The sequence below is a fragment of the Levilactobacillus senmaizukei DSM 21775 = NBRC 103853 genome (assembly GCF_001592085.1).
In the GTDB taxonomy this organism is placed as follows: Bacteria; Bacillota; Bacilli; order Lactobacillales; family Lactobacillaceae; genus Levilactobacillus; species Levilactobacillus senmaizukei.
This window is the reverse complement of sequence record NZ_BCWD01000006.1, coordinates 37,826-52,377: the sequence shown is the minus strand read 5'-3', so window position 1 is coordinate 52,377 and position 14,552 is coordinate 37,826. Positions and strand designations below refer to the sequence as shown.

12 protein-coding genes are annotated in these 14,552 nt (G+C 49.0%); 5 read left to right on the top strand and 7 right to left on the bottom strand.

The annotated features are described in order from the left end of the window. Positions 1–110: 110 nt before the first annotated feature. Positions 111–1,421 carry an ATP-dependent helicase ComFA gene (locus LSE01S_RS03540; protein WP_061776249.1) on the bottom strand — a complete coding sequence of 437 codons (1,311 nt, stop codon included), beginning with the start codon at positions 1,419–1,421 and terminating at the stop codon, positions 111–113. 78 nt (positions 1,422–1,499) lie between these two features. Between LSE01S_RS03540 and LSE01S_RS03535 the strand changes: the two genes are divergently transcribed. Beyond that, positions 1,500–2,162, top strand: coding sequence for a YigZ family protein (locus tag LSE01S_RS03535; RefSeq protein WP_061776248.1), 663 nt, complete (start codon positions 1,500–1,502; stop codon positions 2,160–2,162). Positions 2,163–2,200: 38 nt separating this feature from the next. On the opposite strand, the gene LSE01S_RS03530 is transcribed toward LSE01S_RS03535, so the two are convergent. Continuing rightward, entirely contained in the window at positions 2,201–3,295 is a 1,095-nt protein-coding gene (locus tag LSE01S_RS03530) for a glycosyltransferase family 4 protein (protein WP_061776247.1), read from the bottom strand. Between the two features lie 478 nt (positions 3,296–3,773). On the opposite strand from LSE01S_RS03530, the gene LSE01S_RS03525 reads away from it, so the two are divergent. Both LSE01S_RS03525 and lrgB read left to right on the top strand, forming a co-directional pair. Beyond that, on the top strand, positions 3,774–4,148 hold the full coding sequence (locus tag LSE01S_RS03525; protein WP_061776306.1) for a CidA/LrgA family protein: 375 nt from the start codon (positions 3,774–3,776) through the stop codon (positions 4,146–4,148). 46 nt (positions 4,149–4,194) lie between these two features. After that, entirely contained in the window at positions 4,195–5,001 is an 807-nt protein-coding gene (lrgB, locus tag LSE01S_RS03520) for an antiholin-like protein LrgB (protein ID WP_061776246.1), read from the top strand. A 69-nt stretch (positions 5,002–5,070) separates the two neighbouring features. Here lrgB and kimA read toward each other — a convergent pair whose 3' ends face one another. Further along, positions 5,071–6,906 carry a potassium transporter KimA gene (gene kimA / locus LSE01S_RS03515; RefSeq protein ID WP_061776245.1) on the bottom strand — a complete coding sequence of 612 codons (1,836 nt, stop codon included), beginning with the start codon at positions 6,904–6,906 and terminating at the stop codon, positions 5,071–5,073. 255 nt (positions 6,907–7,161) lie between these two features. On the opposite strand from kimA, the gene LSE01S_RS03510 reads away from it, so the two are divergent. Beyond that, entirely contained in the window at positions 7,162–8,025 is an 864-nt protein-coding gene (locus LSE01S_RS03510) for a CatB-related O-acetyltransferase (RefSeq protein ID WP_201782279.1), read from the top strand. 135 nt (positions 8,026–8,160) lie between these two features. Here the strand turns inward: LSE01S_RS03510 and groL are convergent, their stop codons facing one another. The 3 genes from groL to LSE01S_RS03495 form a co-directional block, all read right to left on the bottom strand. Beyond that, the gene (gene groL, locus LSE01S_RS03505; protein ID WP_061776244.1) at positions 8,161–9,783 is read right to left on the bottom strand and encodes a chaperonin GroEL; all 1,623 of its coding nucleotides are present in this window, start codon (positions 9,781–9,783) and stop codon (positions 8,161–8,163) included. Positions 9,784–9,838: 55 nt separating this feature from the next. After that, a complete protein-coding gene (gene groES / locus LSE01S_RS03500; protein ID WP_061776243.1) occupies positions 9,839–10,123 on the bottom strand; it encodes a co-chaperone GroES in 285 nt (94 codons plus the stop codon). A 181-nt stretch (positions 10,124–10,304) separates the two neighbouring features. Beyond that, on the bottom strand, positions 10,305–10,943 hold the full coding sequence (locus tag LSE01S_RS03495; RefSeq protein ID WP_061776242.1) for a redox-sensing transcriptional repressor Rex: 639 nt from the start codon (positions 10,941–10,943) through the stop codon (positions 10,305–10,307). Between the two features lie 234 nt (positions 10,944–11,177). Here LSE01S_RS03495 and LSE01S_RS03490 point away from each other — a divergent pair, with 234 nt between their 5' ends. After that, the gene (locus tag LSE01S_RS03490; RefSeq protein ID WP_061776241.1) at positions 11,178–13,130 is read left to right on the top strand and encodes an ABC-F family ATP-binding cassette domain-containing protein; all 1,953 of its coding nucleotides are present in this window, start codon (positions 11,178–11,180) and stop codon (positions 13,128–13,130) included. A 354-nt stretch (positions 13,131–13,484) separates the two neighbouring features. On the opposite strand, the gene tsaD is transcribed toward LSE01S_RS03490, so the two are convergent. Continuing rightward, positions 13,485–14,552, bottom strand: a complete 1,068-nt coding sequence (gene tsaD / locus LSE01S_RS03485) for a tRNA (adenosine(37)-N6)-threonylcarbamoyltransferase complex transferase subunit TsaD (protein ID WP_061776240.1) — start codon at positions 14,550–14,552, stop codon at positions 13,485–13,487.

Sequence of the window (14,552 nt, the reverse complement as noted above, 5' to 3'; positions counted from 1 at the left end):
ACTCTGCAGGCACCTCTCACAAACCGGTGTGCTGGTCAATGGACCCAATCGCCAGATCTCCGCCAACGACAGTGACTGGCCCAGTACTCGATGACACCAAACACAGCGCATCAGCTGATCCGTCCGCCGAGTAATCGACCTTGCCGATTCAATTGCCCAATCATGTGTTGGGCCCCTTGAATCACCCGAGTTTGTGAATGGCAGTAACAAGTCACCTCGCCAGTCGGATACTGGGCAGATCTCCCAACTCTTCCAGCAATTTGAACCAGAGCCGCGGTCGAAAACACCTCGTCATCCCCGCCAAAAATAATCACGGCCACATTCGCAAAGGTCACGCCCCGTTCTAGAATCGTGGTAGTAACTAGAAAGGGGATCCGGTGCTCACGCATGGCCAGCACCTTCTCTTGACGTCGTGGATCGGCTGCATGCACCGTGACTGCATCCAAGATACCCGCCCGATCCAAGGCCGCTTGAACTGCTTGTAAATCGACGACATGGGGAACGAAGAGTAGAAACGGCTGATGGTCGGCCAAATACCGCCGTACTTGCTGCGTTAACTTGGCGGGCAATCGACCATTTTCAAGACGCTGTCGCCAATGCCAAACTATTTGAACGTCGATCTGTGGTAACAGCACCCCGTGGTATCGAAGCGGAACATAAGTGACGGCCAGCTCATGGCGCCGAACTAGGCGCTGCAAGTCTGGACCGGGGGTCGCCGTTAGGAGCAGCTGGCTACCAGTGGGCTTCTGGGCGGACCGAACGGCTGACTGCAGCATAGGGCTGCTCCGAAGGGGAAAAGCATCCACCTCGTCGACGATGATCCAATCGAAAGCCGATTGGAACCGTAGCAGTTGATGCGTGGTGCAAATGGTTAATTGAGAATAGGTATAGGGCCGTGTCTGACCGCCATACAGAATGGCTTGTGAGGTTGTCGCAAAGGCTCGTTGCAGGCGTGGTGCCAGTTCAAGACAGACATCTACCCGTGGTGAGCACCAGGCGACCCGCCAGCCCTGCGCCAAGGCCCAAGCCAGTGCCGGAAAGGCAATTTCCGTCTTCCCCGCTCCCGTCACGGCCCACAACAAATGATTCCGATGAGCCCGTAAATATTGTAGAACGGCTCGTGAGGCCTGCTGTTGCTGGGGGCTCAAACTCCCAAGCCAAGATAAGATTGGCGTCGATTGCTGGCTAAAACGATTAGGCTCGGGAATAGTGTATAATTTATCTTGAGTCGTTAATCGCCCCATTTGTAGGCACTGTCGACAATAGCCATTACCATTGGGCAATCGATCATTTGAATGGGTCCACTGATGACATCGTTGACACTGCCAGCCTTGGCCTAAGGCCACTAGCGCCGGACGCCCCGCTCCGTGTTCCGATGGCTGCGGGACTTGACGGCCAAACCAACTCTTCTCGCTAAGCATATTTACCCTCCTTATTTTTGCTAACTAGGGTAACTCCGCGCGAGCATCGTTATTTTTTCTACAGAAAGAGGCTTTTTTATGGAAACCGACTATTTAACCATCCGAACCAATGGCACCCATGAACTAGAAATTAAAAAATCTCGTTTCATCGCGGATCTCGGTCGAGCCACCGATGAGACCGCCGCCAAGGCCTTTATTGCAAACATTACTGCCAGGGAATCCAAGGCCACTCACCATTGTTGGGCGTATCTGATTGGCGAACACGACGAAATTCAGCGTGAAAGTGACAATGGTGAGCCTTCCGGGACGGCCGGGGTTCCCATCCTAACCGTGCTGCAACGTAACCACCTGCACAATGTGATTGCCGTGGTGACGCGATATTTTGGGGGTATTAAACTGGGAGCTGGCGGCCTCATTCGGGCCTACAGTAATGCAACCTCTACCGGGATTGAAGCCACCGGCGTCGTCAAACTGGTTCGTCAGCAAGCCCTGACGATAACGGTCGACTACGGAAACTTTGATCGACTCAGTCACTTTCTCACCGATGAAAAAATTTCGGTGTTGGATACAACGTACGGCGCCAATGTTGCCGTGACAATTGCCGCCGACCTAGCCGACGTCACCGCCGTTCAAGCAGCTATGACCAATCTACTCAGCGATCGATTGTCGATTGTGATCGGCGACATCGATTATCATGAGGTTCCCGTTGAAATCAATGCCAGTCGTCATTCCGACGACTAAAAAAGTTGCCCCAACTAAATTGTTGGGGCAACTTTTCGTTAATCGGAGTTTTTCGAAGTCATCTTTTTAACAATATGTTTGATCCAGTGAAGCAACGGCTGCCGGTCCGACCCAACGAGCCCAATGGCCTCCACAAATAGCTCTAGTCCAACTAAAATGGCAATCGTCAGCAGAACCGATCCCCAAATGGTCGACAACGGATACAACAGTGAGATAAAGGAGAAGATTAAGGCAATCCCATAAATCACGAGCACCGTTTGCCGGTGAGTCAGGCCAAGTTGCATAAGCCGATGATGCAAATGATGCTTGTCGGCATGAGAAATGGGCTGACGGTTTAGGATTCGCCGAATCATCGCATAAACGGTATCCGTAATGGGGACCCCCAGAATAATCACGGGAATCACAACGGAGATAAACGTGACGTTCTTCAACCCATACAACGAGAAACAGGCAATCATAAACCCAATGAACTGAGCTCCCGTGTCCCCCAAGTAAATTCGGGCCGGAAAGAAGTTATATGGAAGAAAGCCAACCATCGCGGCAACCAACGCAAAAATCATAATGGCCACCCAGGTATTAGCCAGATTTAGGAAAAACAGCCCGGTGATTCCTGTAGTCGTCAGCGCAATGATCGACACCCCGGTCGCCAAGCCATCAAGGCCGTCGATCAGATTAATGGCGTTGATGATTGCCACAATCCACAAGAGTGTAATGGGCAATGCCAACCACCCAAAGTGCCAGGCACCAATGAATGGTAACGTTAGATACCGCATGCGGACACCCGCCACGAAGTAAACTTCCAAGGCGGCTAATAACTGTCCAAATATTTTCTGCCGCGGCGTCAACTCAAAGATGTCGTCGAGCATCCCTTCAGCCACGATAATACATTCACCACCAAAGAGTCCCCACAACTGTTGCGTTGGCATCTGGTCGCGAAGTAAAAACATGGTTGAAAAGGTAAATGCAATAAAAATTGCCAGACCACCAATGGTCGGCATTGGTACCTTATTGACCCGCCGCTGATTAGGCTTATCCACCGCACCAATTTGGAACGCAAACCGGCGCACAAATGGTGTTAGGACTGCGGAGATAATCATGGTAGCAAATAAGCTAACAATAATCTCAAATTTCATAGAGCGTCCTCTTTCTTTCCTAACGTATCTTTTGCTAATTATACAAATCTCCCAAATTAAACACAACCGCAATTTAAGGTTATAACTGGTCTAACCGGTTTGTCTAAGTCACTTAATTAATTCACAAGCCAAATTTATTGCATCCTGTGTACCGGTTCACAATTAGAAACGTTATAGGAAGCGCTTACTATCAATTTAATCATCATTACTTGTGCACAAGTAAGCAGCTGAAGACCGAAAAAACACAGATTAAGCTTGTGCAAAGACTGTATAAGCCATATAATGGATTTAAGGTATTGAGAAAGGTTTCACATTAACCTTTATCGGGTGATATCGTCCTTTTAAGTTTGTGAAATTTTTCCTTGTTTGTCACCCTGGGTTTGATTTTAGAAAGGAGATTTTTCTATTGGCTGCTAATAAAGATGTTGAAAAGGTTGATTCGGCTGAAGAAAAACCCGCTTCTCCCATCCTAATTCAAATGGGGATTTTCGCTGCTATTTTATTTGTTTCCAGTTTAATTTCCCCCTTATTTCCGGCATCATTTCCAGTACCAACGCCGGTTATTGGATTAGTCCTCCTATACATTCTCTTGGCTTCTCATATCGTGAAGTTACGGAATGTGGAAAAGTTTGGGGATTTCATGATCAGTCTGATTGCTTTTCTGTTTGTGCCATCGGGGATCCAGTTGGCCGCGAGTCTGGACATCCTTAAGACTCAAGGTGTCCAAATCGTTGTTGTTGTGCTCATCGCTACCATCGTCCTGTTGGTTGTGGTTGCTTACACCGCTGCCTTGCTCATCCGGATTCGGAAGAATGTCTTCCACCGTAACGTTGACGTCGACGACGATGACTAACCTCATCTCGTATTCGCAAACAATAAATAGAAAAGGATGACGACATATGATGATCTTAACTGCGACCCCGCACATGGCTGTCTGGGGTAAGTGGCTAGGCGATGCGTTGGGCACCAACGCCGCTGGAGCTTCTGCTGGTAATGCACTCTTTGGTATTTTTCTTTCATTAGTTGTGTATCTGTTCGGTCAATGGTTATTTAAGATTGGGAAAGGTTTCTTCCTCTTTCAACCACTGTTTGTGGGGATGGTCTTAGGGATCTTCATTCTCTACCTGATGGCTAAAGTCTTCGGCACGGATACCGCAACCTTCTACAAGTCAGCCTACCTTCCTGGTGGGAATATCATCTTTTGGTTCTTGAATCCCGCAACGATCGCCTTTGCCATTCCACTGTATCGCCGGAATGACGTAGTCAAGCGGTTCTGGCTAGAAATTGTCTTGGCACTTATTATTGGGTTAGTTATTTCTCTATTCATTATTTACTACGCCGCCAAGTTGTTTGGCCTGGACAAGGTGGGAATTGCTTCCATGTTGCCACAAGCCGCAACGACTGCGATTGCCATGCCAATCGCCACAGCCATCGGTGGGAACGCCGCTGTAACGGCTATGGCCTGCATCTTAAACGCCGTCATTATTTACGCGTTGGGTGACTGGCTGGTTAAGTTCTTCCGGATCAACAACGATCCTATCGGTGCCGGGTTAGGTCTTGGGACCGCCGGCCACACGGTTGGATCCGCTAAGGCTCTTCAATTAGGTTCCATTCAAGGGTCAATGGCGTCCATCGCCGTGGTAATTATTTCCATCGTCGTTGATATCGTGGTTCCACCATTTGCCACTATGATGGGCTTACGTTAATTTAAAATTCAGTCATGATAACTTAAAATGGCCTCCGCAATCAGATGATTGTGGAGGCCATTTTTTTAATTAGTCTTTTAAGTGATAATTGTAAGTAGACACGATGATGTTTTCCCGTGAGTTCAAAATTGCTCGTAACCGCAATGCTGTCTGGTTATGCAAAACATTCTGCCAAGGATGCCGTGGCACGAATTGTGGAACCAGAACCGTCGTGGTGAAATTACGCTCAGCCGCCCGTTTGGCAATCACGTCACAGAAGCGTAGGGTTGGCGTGGCGATGGACCGATAAGAGGAATGAATATCCACGAACCGAATGTCTGGAAACTCCGCCTTAAATTCCTGAGCCGTCTTGTGTTCCTTCTCTGGATTCTCATCGAAGGACACATGCATGGCAATCACGTAATCACCAATCGATTGTGCATAGTTGATGGCGCCGGTCGTCACCCGAGTAATGTTGCTAACCAGGACGATGACAGTTGCCCCGTCATAACTGTGAATATCGGCCTTAGCCTTTTCTGCCACCCGCAATTGCCGGGCAACGTTACGGTAATGATGTTTGATACGGTAGAACAGCCGCAAGACCAGTGGCATGATGATCAGATATGGCCAAACATTGCTGAAATGTTGCCACAATAAGAGGATGACCAAACCCAATGAAATCAATGCCCCAATTAAGTTGATAAAGGCCTTACCAGCCCAGAAGCCCTCACGTTCGCGGAACCAGTGAATAATCATCCCGGATTGAGAAAGCACGAATGGGACAAACACCCCAATCGCATACAGTGGGATTAACAGCGTTGTTTGACCATGGAAGATAAAGATCAACACGATCGCTCCAACCGCTAACGAGATAATGCCGTTGGAATAACCCAGCCGGTCCCCGCGATCAAGGTACGCATGTGGCAAAAACTTATCCTTTGCCAAGTTGTACGCCAGAATTGGAAAGGCGGAAAAACCTGTGTTAGCTGCCACAGCCAAGATCATGGCCGTCGACAGTTGCAACAGGTAATAGAGCACGCCGTGGCCAAAGACCCCGGACGCAATTTGTGACAAGACCGTTTGACTACTCTCGGGACGAATGCCCATGTAGTAACTCAGATAGGTGATCCCGGCGAAGAAGACCGCCAAGATAGCCGCCATAATCGCCAAAGTCGCTGCCGCGTTGTGCCGCTTGGGCTCCTTAAAGTTAGGCACGGCATTACTGATGGCTTCAACCCCAGTCAATGAGGAAGACCCCGACGAGAATGCCCGGAAGAATAGTAACAAGGTCATCCCCTGCACGCTACCATTCATTGGCGCTGCGGCATGATAGGTAATATTGCCGGTCGTGATGTTGTAAAGCCCCATCCCAACCATGACAATAATCATTCCGATAAAGAGATAAACTGGCACCGTCAAAAACGACGCCGATTCCCGCATCCCCCGTAAATTCAACAACATGATGCCAATCACAATTAAGATTGAAATCAAAACTGAATACGGATACAGAGCTGGAATGGCCGAAGTGATGGCCTCAGTCCCTGACGTCGTTGAAACAGCCACCGTCAACATGTAATCGACCAACAAGGACCCCCCGGCAACTAAACCGGCAGATTGTCCCCAGTTCTTGCTGGCAACCACATAAGCGCCACCTCCAGAGGGGTAAGCGTGAATAATTTGTTGGTAGGAAAGCGTGATCGCAAACAACAGAATTAAAACCAACGCAGCGACCCACAATTGATACATGAGGGCGGCTGCAGATAAGGTAATAAGAACTGTGGTGATTTGCTCAGTACCATATGCCACGGATGAAAGGGCATCAGACGATAACAATGCTAATGCTTTAAACTTGGTCAGCGCCTGGCCACCTTCGTCCATAGTCTTGAGGGGTTTTCCAATCAAAACCCGCTTTAAATAATGCCACATGACTACTTTCTCCTTATCTCCACAAATAATGAAACGGGCCTCAGCCCGCTTAACTCCTTCATTCATCGAAATCTGAATGCAGACGTAATTCTACTACAATTACCCCCACATTACCACACCTCAAATAGTTAGCAAACCTTAAAAACGTTTACTTAGCAATTAAATATCCCACCAAACTTTTTACAAAAATTCAATCATTTTCGGCCACCATCTGAACACATTATAGTATGATGGAAATAAACAAGGAGGGACACTATGTCAACTATTATTAATGGCGTGACTTTCTTTCAGGACGGCCTGAATCCAAAACCGGTCGTACAAAACCACGTGTTTCCCTACACCGATATCGCCGAGAAGGTCTTCAAAGAACATCATATTTATCTGATTGCCCGTGGCCACCAGACTAGCCGTTACCCCGGCCGTTATCAACAAGTCCGGGTATCAAACACTTTTCGAACGGAACCTTATACCATGTTCTTGTCTGGCCACCACTTCTTTAGCATGGGTGCCTTTAGTCTGGCAGCCAGCAATCTGCCACTAGACACCATTGTTGGGCGTTACTCTTCCATCGCTAGCAGTGTGCATCGATTCCCGCTTAGTCACCCGACAAAGCGGTATACGACTTCCATGTTGACATACGACCGGAGCACTTTGGCGTTTCAGCAATACTTACAGGATTCTGGCAACACCGTTGACTACAAACCCAACACAGAACCAAATGGCGGGCCTCTCGTCATTGGTAACGACGTGTGGATCGGTGCCGAGGCTCGCTTTGTCCCTAAGCCACTGACAATTGGTGACGGCGCCATTGTGGCCGGCGGCGCCCTGGTAACGAAGGACGTCCCACCCTATGCGATCGTTGGTGGATCGCCAGCAAAGATTCTTAAATACCGGTTTCCGGAACCCATCATTGAACGGTTAATGGCCCTTAAATGGTGGCAATACGGCTATGGCGACCTAGCCGTTGCTCCAGATGATGATATCGAGACCTTCCTCGACAAGGTCGAACAACAGGTGGCAGACGGCGACCTGCAGCCCTTCACCCCACCGGTGACCACGCTCGATGACTTCGTCGAAATGGCCGAACGCCACGACAGCATTGAAGACGGTCAGGACTAGCCTTAAAGCTTGAACGAGTTGTTTTGCCGACTGGTGAAACAACTTTTTATTCGGAAAGACAAACAGCGACTCACTGCCAAACTGTCATTGGCAGTGAGTCGCTGTTTTAAATTCATTTTAAATGTGGCGCATTGACTACATCATGCCGCCCATTCCGGGGTTAGCTGGTGCAGCGGGTGCAGGATTGTCGTCTGGCTTATCCGCCACAACGGCTTCCGTCGTTAATAATAGCGCAGAAACGGAGGCAGCGTTTTGCAGCGCAGAACGAGTAACCTTAGTTGGGTCGGTGATACCGGCCTTAACCATATCTTCATACTTGTTGTCCGCAGCGTTGTAACCAATACCAGGCTTTTCACCCTTCAAATGTTCAACGACGACAGAGCCTTCGACCCCAGCGTTTTGAGCAATTTGACGAACAGGTTCTTCCAAGGCACGGAGAACGATGTTAACACCGGTCAATTCGTCGCCTTCGGCTTCAACCTTTGCCACGTCACCAATGACGTTAATTAAGGCAGTCCCACCACCAGCAACGAAGCCTTCTTCAACAGCGGCTCGCGTAGCGTTCAAGGCATCCTCAATCCGGTACTTACGTTCCTTCAATTCGGTTTCAGTAGCCGCACCGACACGAACAACTGCAACCCCGCCGGCTAACTTAGCCAAACGTTCCTTCAGCTTGTCCTTGTCGAAGTCAGAAGTGGTTTCTTCGATTTGACCCTTGATTTCAGCAACCCGGTCCGTGATTTGTTCCTTAGAACCAGCGCCTTCAACAACGGTCGTGTTATCCTTCGTGACATTAACCTTTTGGGCTTGACCCAATTGGTCAATCGTCGTGTCCTTCAAGTTAAGACCTAAGTCATCGGTGATGACCGTCCCACCGGTCAGAACGGCGATGTCTTGTAGTTGTGCCTTACGACGGTCACCAAAGCCAGGTGCCTTGACGGCAACGACGTTGAAGGTCCCACGCATCTTGTTCAAAACCAAGGTTGGCAAAGCTTCACCAGTGATATCATCAGCAATAATCAGGAGTGAACGACTTTGTTCAACAACGGATTGCAACAATGGCAAGATGTCTTGGATGTTCCCAATCTTCTTGTCAGTAATCAAGATGTAAGGGTTGTCGAGGTTGGCTTCCATCTTATCGTTATCGGTAACCATGTATTGTGACATGTAACCGCGATCGAATTGCATCCCTTCAACCACGTCTAAGCTGGTATCAACACCACGGGATTCTTCAATAGTAATCACCCCGTCGTTACCAACCTTTTCCATGGCATCGGCAATCAACTTACCGGTGTCCTTACTTGCTGAAGAAATGGAAGCGATTTGGGCAATGTCATCCTTCGTCTTAACGTCAATGGACATCTTGTGCAAAGCTTCAACAGCTGCACTTGTTGCCATTTCGATCCCACGACGGATCCCAACAGGGTTAGCGCCGGCGGTCACGTTCTTCATGCCTTCATTAACGATCGCTTGGGTTAAGACAGTGGCCGTCGTGGTCCCGTCACCAGCAATGTCATTCGTCTTGGAAGCAACTTCGGAGACCAACTTGGCTCCCATGTTTTCAAAGTGGTTTTCCAGTTCGATTGACTTAGCAATCGTTACCCCATCGTTCGTGATGGTGGGATTACCATAACTCTGTTCCAACACAACGTTGCGACCCTTAGGCCCTAAGGTTGTTTTAACTGTGTCAGCTAACTTATCAACCCCAGCTAACATTTCGCTGCGGGCATCTTCAGAAAATTTCAATTCTTTAGCCATTTTTGAATTTCACCTCATACTAGATTTTTTTGACTTCGTATCAGTGGGAAAGTCCCTAGTCAATAACAGCGACTAAATCCTTTTCGTGTAAAACAAGGTAAGTCTTGTCGGCATACTTAACTTCCGTACCGGCGTACTTGTCGAACAATACCTTGTCGCCAACCTTAACGGCTGGGGCTACCTTATCGCCATTGTCTAACACACGGCCATCGCTAACGGCCACAACATTAGCCGTTGAAGGCTTTTCTTGGGCATTACTTGCTAAAACAATGCCACCAACCGTGGTTTCTTCTTCTTCTGGTTGATCCAAAATGACGCGGTCTCCTAATGGTTTTAACACTTGAATCCCTCCAATAAACTTACTTTTTAGCACTGTTAGCACTTGACTAACATAAGTGCTAATCACAGTATCTAATATATGGTTTTTCGATTTAAAAATCAAGGAATTTGACAAACAAATTGCTGCCAAACACCTGACCAAAATAAAAAGGCCGAGACCCAAGTCCCCGCCTAGCTGCTGCCTAATCTTTATGGTTATAGTGTTCCAAGAAGTAAATCAGCGTTTGTAATTCATTCGTCAAGTCAACGTTTTGTACCCGAACATCCTTAGGGACCGTAATTCTAAGGGGGGTAAAGTTCAGGATTCCTTTGACCCCGCCGGCAACGGCGTCATTCGTGACTTCTTGGGCCACATCGGCCGGTACCGTCAAGATAGCCACTTGAATCTGCTGTTCTTCCAACTGCTTCCGTAAATCCGTCATTGGATAAATCGGTACGCCACTCTGAATAGTATTGGCCAACTCTTCATTAACATCGAAGGCCGCACTGATTCGCACATTACCATCCTGATGAAAATTAAAGTTTAACAACGCATGACCCAGGTTACCCACCCCGATCAACCCAACGTTGGTTAGGCGATCTTGATTCAAGATCTTCTTAAAGAACTTGACCAGGCTTTCAACATCGTAGCCATAGCCACGCTTGCCCAGGGCACCAAAGTACGAGAAATCACGACGAATCGTGGCCGAATCGACCTTAACGGCATCGGACAGTTCCGTTGAAGAAACGCGGGTCTTATCAGCATCCAGTAAAATATTCAGGTAGCGATAGTAAATCGGCAACCGCTTGGCTGTCGCCCGGGGAATTTTCTGATCAGTCAAAAATAATACCTCCTATATAAAATAGCTGCTTTGCTTCTAACTTATTAGCGTCTTAATGAATTTAAGTTCACGTGATTGTGAAATCCACTTCCTCACAGATTATAGCATAACCGCCCCTCTTGTGAAAGAATTTGCAAATATTTTTCACAATTATTTCCTAATTTCGGTCTCCCCAGCGAATATGCTAAAATAGACTTAATAACTCTGAGCAACAGTTAAAGGAGGTTCAGATCGGTGATTCTTTTACAAGTACAACAGGTGACCCGCCGATTCGGGGCGTCAGTGCTCTTCAGTAACGTGAGTCTCGACGTGCCGGAGCACGGTCGGGTCGCCCTAGTGGGACGCAACGGGGCTGGAAAATCCACCCTACTCAAGATGATCGCGGGTGAGACAACTCCCGACGAAGGCCAGATTACCACCAAGCGTGGGCTCACCTTCGGCTATCAGGCCCAAAATGCTGGCCTGGCGTCAACTAAGACGGTCTGGGCAGAAATGATGAGTGTCTTTGCCAAACTTCAAGCCATGGAGAAACGCATGCACGAATTGGAAAACAGCATGAGTGATCCCAACATTATCGCAGACCAAGAACAATTTAACCAGGTCTCCGCAACCTATGACCAGCTACAACAAGACTTCAGCGACCAAAACGGGTACGGCTACCAAGCCGAAATTCGGGGAGTACTCCACGGTTTTGAATTCGATGAAAACTACTATGATAAACCGATCAACGAGCTGTCTGGTGGTCAACGAACACAGCTGGCCCTCGCCAAACTACTACTGGAACGCCCAGACCTGTTAATCCTGGACGAACCCACCAACCACTTGGACGTGGAGACGTTAACTTGGCTAGAAGGCTACTTACAAGGCTATCCTGGCGCCATCCTCGTCGTTTCTCATGACCGCTACTTCCTCGATCACGTGGTCAACGACGTGTATGATATGGCCCACGGTGGCCTCGTGCACTACCCGGGAAACTATTCCCATTACATCGATGCAAAGGCTGAGCGATTACGGCGGGAATGGAAGGAATATGACAAGCAACAGACCGAAATATCCAAGCTGGAAGACTTTGTGAATAAAAACATCGTTCGCGCCTCAACGACTAAGCGGGCCCAAGCCCGACGAAAACAATTGGAAAAGATGGACCGGATCGACCGACCCGAGGGCGATGAAAAAGTCGCCCGCTTCTCCTTTCGGCCCCATCGTCAAAGCGGGAATATCGTCTTGGACGTGGTCAATGGTGCCATCGGTTATGAACAGCAGACCCTTTGCACCCCTGTCAATTTGGATATCAAAAAGCATCAGGCGGTGGCTATCGTGGGCCCCAACGGAATTGGCAAGTCCACGCTCTTAAAGACCATTCTTGGCCGACTCCCGGCCATTCAGGGCCAGATTATCTTTGGCACCGGCGTTGATACGGGCTACTATGACCAAGATCAAGCCACCCTACACCCTAAAAAGACGGTGTTGCACGAACTTTGGGATGATCATCCCACCACACCCGAGGGCGACATTCGGTCAATTCTTGGGAGCTTTCTCTTCACTGGTAGCGATGTGGATAAAGCTGTGCACAGTCTCAGCGGGGGTGAAAAGGCGCGCTTACTCCTCACCAAGTTAGCCCTACGCCATGATAATTTCCTAATGCTAGACGAGCCGACTAACCACTTGGACATCGACAGCCGCGAGGTCTTGGAGAACGCACTGAATGAATTCGATGGGACCATCCTTTTTGTTTCCCATGACCGCTACTTCATTAACCAGGTCGCAACCGAAGTGGTTGAGCTCGAGCCGACCGGCACCACCCGCTATTTAGGTAACTACGACTACTATGTCGACAAGAAGGCGGAACAGGCTGCCTATGCTGCCCAGGAAGCCGCCGAGGCCGAAGCAGCCCATCCAACCGTTGACCAGCCTAAACAGACCCAGGTCGATTACCAGCAGCAAAAGGAACAACAGAAAGCTAAACGGAAACTTTCCCGCCAAGTCGACGCGCTTGAGGAACAGATGAATGACCTCGACGCCAAGAAAACGGCGGTTGAAACCGAGATGAGCGCTCCGGAAAACTTTAACGACGCCGATAAACTAGCCGACTTACAACAGGAACTCACCGCTGTGACGAATCAACTAAATGAAACCGAAGAATCCTGGACCGAAAAGAGTCTGGCCTTAGAAGACTTCACGGACTAATCGATCAAAAAACCACCATCTCTAGCGAGCACGGTGGTTTTTTTAATCAATATTTTGGCAATGGGACCCGTCATCGACGTTAATCGTGGTGCCGGTGAGAAATGACGCCCCTCGACTGACTAGAGATGATGATATTGCCGATTGCAGCCGGGTGCGCCAGCCGACCCCTTTCTCACCACCGATTCCGTGCCCCCATTAAGTCGGCCCCTTAACAACCGTGTGGCCAGACCAATTCCAGAAAATCCACCTGCGATCACCCCGACCTTGCCATCAAGCTTGCTAGCCTAATCACAGTATTCAATAAAGGCCACCCATTAATAACGGGTGGCCTTTGATCATTTGTCACTATAAGAATTACTTCACCGAGTTCGCCAGCCAGTCAAATTCTAGGCTTGGATCGGCGTTCAGAGTCGCGTCGGCAAAGACCCCGTGCTTGTAAGCGACGTATGCAAATGCCCCAATCATGGCAGCATTATCGCCACACAAGTTCAGCGGTGCCTTGACCAAGTGAGTCGTCGGGTTGTGTTGCAAGTCTTGCTCCAACCGTTCCCGCAGACCAAGGTTGGCGGCAACCCCACCGGCCAGGATCAGTTGCTTAACCGGATAGTCGGATAGGGCGCGCTGAGTCTTTTCCGCCAAAACATCTACCACGGCTTGTTGGAAACTGGCCGACAAGTCCTGCTTGTTCAGCGTTTCGCCAATTTGATCAGCATGATGGGTTGTGTTAATGAAGGCACTCTTTAACCCACTAAAGCTAAAGTCAAAGTTATCGTCCTTTTCCATGGCCCGCGGAAACTTAAAACTATCGTGCCCCTGATGCGCCCATTCATCGACCGTCTTGCCAGCCGGATAGTTAACGCCCATCACCCGGCCAACCTTATCATAGGCCTCACCGGCAGCGTCATCACGAGTCTCACCGATAATTTCAAACTCATTCTCGGCTGGCATATAAACCAGCTCGGTATGCCCCCCAGAGACCAGTAAGGCCATCGCCGGAAATTCGATGGGTTCCACGTAGCGCGCCGCGTAAATGTGCCCCGCCATGTGATTCACTGGAATCAATGGCAAATCATGGGCAAACGCCACGGTTTTAGCCGCCGTTACCCCAATAAGCAAGGCCCCCACCAAACCGGGACCATAGGTAACAGCAACGGCATCGAGGTCCGCATAGGTCACAGCGGCTTCACTCAGAGCATCCTTGATACACAGTGTGACCTCTTCGATATGGTGACGACTGGCAACTTCTGGCACCACGCCACCAAATCGTTGATGACTCTTGATCTGCGTCGCCACGATGTTTGACAAGATCTTGTGGCCATCCTCGATGACCGCCACACTAGTCTCATCACAACTTGATTCAAATGCTAAAATTAAATTTCGGTCTTTCGTTGGACTCACTCCTCTTACTCCCTGTCGTCTCAT

Bases quoted from the DNA above. Each gene is read 5' to 3' on its own strand.
- LSE01S_RS03540 (WP_061776249.1), bottom strand. From the start codon at position 1,421: ATGCTTAGCGAGAAGAGTTGGTTTGGCCGTCAAGTCCCGCAGCCATCG.
- LSE01S_RS03535 (WP_061776248.1), top strand. From the start codon at position 1,500: ATGGAAACCGACTATTTAACCATCCGAACCAATGGCACCCATGAACTA.
- LSE01S_RS03525 (WP_061776306.1), top strand. From the start codon at position 3,774: ATGGGGATTTTCGCTGCTATTTTATTTGTTTCCAGTTTAATTTCCCCC.
- LSE01S_RS03510 (WP_201782279.1), top strand. From the start codon at position 7,162: ATGTCAACTATTATTAATGGCGTGACTTTCTTTCAGGACGGCCTGAAT.
- LSE01S_RS03530 (WP_061776247.1), bottom strand. From the start codon at position 3,295: ATGAAATTTGAGATTATTGTTAGCTTATTTGCTACCATGATTATCTCC.
- kimA (WP_061776245.1), bottom strand. From the start codon at position 6,906: ATGTGGCATTATTTAAAGCGGGTTTTGATTGGAAAACCCCTCAAGACT.
- tsaD (WP_061776240.1), bottom strand. From the start codon at position 14,552: ATGAGACGACAGGGAGTAAGAGGAGTGAGTCCAACGAAAGACCGAAAT.
- groL (WP_061776244.1), bottom strand. From the start codon at position 9,783: ATGGCTAAAGAATTGAAATTTTCTGAAGATGCCCGCAGCGAAATGTTA.
- lrgB (WP_061776246.1), top strand. From the start codon at position 4,195: ATGATGATCTTAACTGCGACCCCGCACATGGCTGTCTGGGGTAAGTGG.